Source organism: Syntrophomonas sp. UBA5494, from assembly GCF_002426325.1.
In genome coordinates this window covers 4,459-8,488 of record NZ_DIPG01000091.1, presented here as the reverse complement: position 1 = coordinate 8,488, position 4,030 = coordinate 4,459, and the positions used below count along the sequence as shown (strand labels likewise).

The 4,030-nt window shown below is 51.0% G+C and carries 4 protein-coding genes; all 4 read right to left on the bottom strand.

The window, feature by feature from the left end; translation table 11 throughout:
- Nucleotides 1–356 (bottom strand): acyltransferase family protein (locus tag B3W37_RS10060; RefSeq protein WP_483175631.1); only part of this gene is annotated, 356 nt, incomplete at its 3' end.
- A gap of 475 nt (nt 357–831) precedes the next feature.
- Entirely contained in the window at nt 832–2,169 is a 1,338-nt protein-coding gene (locus B3W37_RS10055) for a CCA tRNA nucleotidyltransferase (protein WP_483175623.1), read from the bottom strand.
- Complete coding sequence (locus tag B3W37_RS10050; protein ID WP_483175622.1) at nt 2,166–3,173, bottom strand: nucleotidyltransferase domain-containing protein; 1,008 nt, start codon at nt 3,171–3,173, stop codon at nt 2,166–2,168. The genes B3W37_RS10055 and B3W37_RS10050 overlap by 4 nt, the downstream gene beginning before the upstream one ends.
- Nucleotides 3,174–3,201: 28 nt before the next feature.
- Nucleotides 3,202–4,030: RtcB family protein (locus B3W37_RS10045; protein ID WP_483175621.1), on the bottom strand; the 829-nt coding region annotated here is incomplete at its 5' end.

The window sequence follows — 4,030 nt, the reverse complement described above, 5'->3', positions numbered from 1 at the left end:
TAAGAAACCTGGTGAAAGATCAGCCACCAGTTGCTGGAATAGAATGCAGCCGCCACGACATCGTTCCACAATGATGATAAGCGGTTAGGATCGTATAAATATATCCACACCATGACTCCGGTCAGCATGGCGAACAGTGCCGGCAGCAGCCGCCGCACCCGGCCCAGCCAGAAATCTTTCAGATTAATTCCCCCGGAAAGCTTCCATTGGGACACTAAAATGTCGGTGATAAGATAACCGGACAGCACAAAGAAAATGCATACCCCTAAAAGTCCTCCCGGAGCCCAGGGCAGGTTCAAATGGTAAGCGATCACCGCCAAGACTGCCAGGGCCCGCAGCCCATCCAGTCCCGGCATATAACGTCTGGCGTCGAGCCGATCCTTTGCATAATACTTAGCAGGCCCAATCTTTCCGTCCCGTTCCATTGGTTGATTCCACTCTCCATCCGGTGTAATTCAGTATCCCTTGACGCCTTTTGATTCGTTGGGGTATACCCTTTTTCATCACGATACCAACTTTTTCCGGTAATTGCGTTACAAAATGCTTAAGAATGGTTACAAAAAAGTTAAACAATCGGGACAGTTCGACGGTTTTTTTGTTTGTTGGCAAGCTAGTCTTGTTTCACCTTTTCTGCCACGCTTTTGTCAACTCCCGGTAGGGCTGCAATGACGCGCTGCGATAACCGGCTGTTCTTCCACCGTTTCCTCTTAAGAGAAGCACCGCAAACGCGCTTTAACTCTTGCAAATAAACAACCACCCGGCAATGCACAATGCAAAAGCGGGTGGCTTGTCGCTTTTCCCCGGTCAGGCGGCGACCCTTGGGCAGCCCTGTTAACTACTGTGGTTTACGGAAGGCAGGTACTCACTGGCCTTGTTTATTAAGAACGCCCTTTCATTTCTGTCGGCATCCTCTAAAACCATTTCCAGCAAATCGTTTAGTATCCGGCCCATAACAGGCCCGGGTGTAAAACCCAGCTCTATCAAGTCATTGCCGTTTATGGCGAGATCTTTGACACTCAGGGGTGGCTTCTCATACAAGATCTGCTTGATTCTGCTCTGCATCCACTCCAGGCCGGAAAAATCGAAAGGGGGGGCAGATCCCATGATATCCGCTTTCTGCAGATCATAGAGGTCCTCCAGATTATGCTCACCTACTCTGTTCACCAGTTTTTTTAGTCCGACGTCTCTTATTTTGGCAAAACGGCTCATATGCTCCCCCACCAGTATGACAACATCGTCTATGGTCTGCTTGTCATACTTCAACCTGTTCAGGATGTTTTTGGCCATCTCGCGCCCTCCCAGGTGATGACTGTAAAAATGCCCGACACCGCTTTCATCAACCGTACAGGTACGGGGCTTGGCTACATCATGCAGCAATGCGCCCAGCCTGACGTTAAGCCGGGGCGGCACTCCTTCCACAACAGCCAGGCTGTGTTCCAGCACATCTTTATCGTGTCTGATGTTGCGTTGATCGAAGCCCGCCATGGGTAATAGCTCGGGAATGACATAGTCCATCAAGCCGGTCTGCAGCAGAAACCTGATTCCCGCAGCGGGTCTTTCCGAAATCAAAATATGATTTAACTCGGCACGGATACGCTCCACTGCCACACCGGCCAGTAAGCCGCAGTTCTCGGCTATAGCTTGACGCAGTTCAGGGTGCAGTTCGAATCCCAGCGTACTGCAAAACCGAACCGCGCGCATCATGCGCAGCGGATCCTCCACAATTCTATCCCGGGCTTGGCCAGCCGGGGCTCGAAGCATCTGATGGCGCAAATCTTCCAGACCGCCGTAGGGATCGATAACCTTGCCGCACTCATCCATAGCCATGGCATTAATGGTAAAATCGCGAAATAACAGGTCATTTTCTATGCCCGGTCGTTTCTCTGCACCCAACCGCCCCTGACCCTTATAAGTGGACACCTCCACCGTTCTGTGCCCGGTCAGTACTGCAATGGTGCCATGCTTCTCGCCTACCGGCACACATCTGCTAAAGCAGGCCTTGATCTCGCTGGTTTGGGCGGAGGTGGCCACATCGTAATCACTGGGGACCCGGTTCATCAAAAGATCCCGCACAGAGCCGCCCACCAGGTAGGCTTCCCAGGCGTTTCGCTGCAAAGTTTTCACAACCTCAAGTACATCATCAGGTATGATCATATAGTTCTCCGTCATTTTTCCCAGTAGGAGCGGTCCAAACTGGCTTCACTCAGATCCAGCAATAACTGATTCACCCAGCATTGATCCGGTTCATCAGGCAGGCTGCTCTTGGCATGAGCCTCGTCCAGCTGACTGAACAGCTTTTCCGCTTCCTGCCTAACATGCGCCAAAGTGTACTCACCGTGGCGGATCGCCATCAGATAGTTATTCTCCGGCCGCAGCACATTACAGTCGCCTTCAGTCAGTATTTCCAGACCCATGTTCAACAAGCGTATCAAATGCATGGCATGTTTGACATCATAGCCATACCTTTCGATCAACCCGGCATGAGAACCGTGATGATCATGTTTGCCCGCGCCCATAGCCCTGGTTATCGCTTGCTGCTCCGCTTCTATTGCCTCCAGTCTGCTCTTAATGCCGGTTTGTTCGCTGCGCAATGACAGCACTTCGTTGACTTCCGCAGCAGACAACTGCTCCTGGCCAAACAGACGGTTGATCCTGTGTTCCAAGCGAACCGAACGCACTTCAAGACTGGATTTGGAGGCATCCAATTTTGCCAGCCGCTTCTTGCTTTCGTTCAGCGGCATTTTATTATTAAGTCTTTTTAACTGGGCCAAAGCATAGCCGCCAAAAGTATGGCGTGCTTTCTTGGTTAGAAACAGGTGCCGCTGGTCCAGCAAAATCCTTCCCAAGCGATTGCAACAGATTATGTGAGCAGCGTCGGAATAAAGGGTTTCGATTATATTGGGGTTGCACGCCAGAGCCAGTTTTACGAATTTGTGCAATCCAAATATGACCGTATCAGCGGGCTGTTGTTTTTTGTTATAGTCCGGATACTGCGTGTATTTATCAGTCTCGTATTGCTCAAAAGCATACAGACCATAAAGGTAATCACGCGGCGGAACACATACCCCGCCGATGTCTATATCACTGTCAGCATGGCTGGTACCATGGGCATGAGAACCTTTATATACTTTCAAGATTATCCTGTCCTCCAGCCAGGCTTCAACATCATGCACAACTACGCCCCCCTGTCATTGTACCATTTTACCCTTTGACCACTGCCACTGTCTGCAGTTTAAGAACCGGGACCGCCAGATCGGCTTCCTGGGCGATGACATCATCTATGTCTTTATAAACGAAAGGTGATTCATCGGCTATGTCTTTGGTGCTGTGAGTTGCCAGAATAACCTCCCGGTTTTCCAATTCCTGCAGAACCTTTTTGGCGGAGAATGTAGCCAGGGCCTTTTTCCTGCCCATTGTCCTTCCGGCCCCGTGCGAACAGGAACAGAACGACTCAGGGTTGCCCAGACCCTTGACGATATAGCTGGCTCTCCCCATAGCCCCGGGCACTATGCCCAGTTCCCCTGCTCTTACCCGGATAGCCCCTTTGCGATGCACCCAGACATTATCGCCATAATGGTTTTCCAAGGCAGCGTAATTATGATGCGCGTTGATTTCCATATCGATATTGATCGGTCCGAAATCAGTATACTTTTCGATCAGCCTGTACAGGATCGACTTGACTTTTTCCTTCATGGCTTCCCGGTTTTCCCGGGCAAAATTCAAAGCCATATCCATCCACTGCAAATATGACCGCCCGGCATCATCCTCGACCGGCAAGAAGGCCAACTGACAACTGGCCGGCACCACGCTATGCCAGCGCTCATTCAGTTGGCGCGCTATTTTGTTAAAATAGTCACAGACCTGCTTGCCCACATTTCTGCTGCCGCTGTGCAGCATTATACATAACATCCCGGCCTGTTCTTGCTGCAATTCGATAAAGTGGTTGCCGCCTCCCAGTGTGCCCAGCTGTTTGAATGCTGCTGGGAAGCAATACTCGGCCAGCTGGGGATGTTGGTCGAGCTCCGCCAAA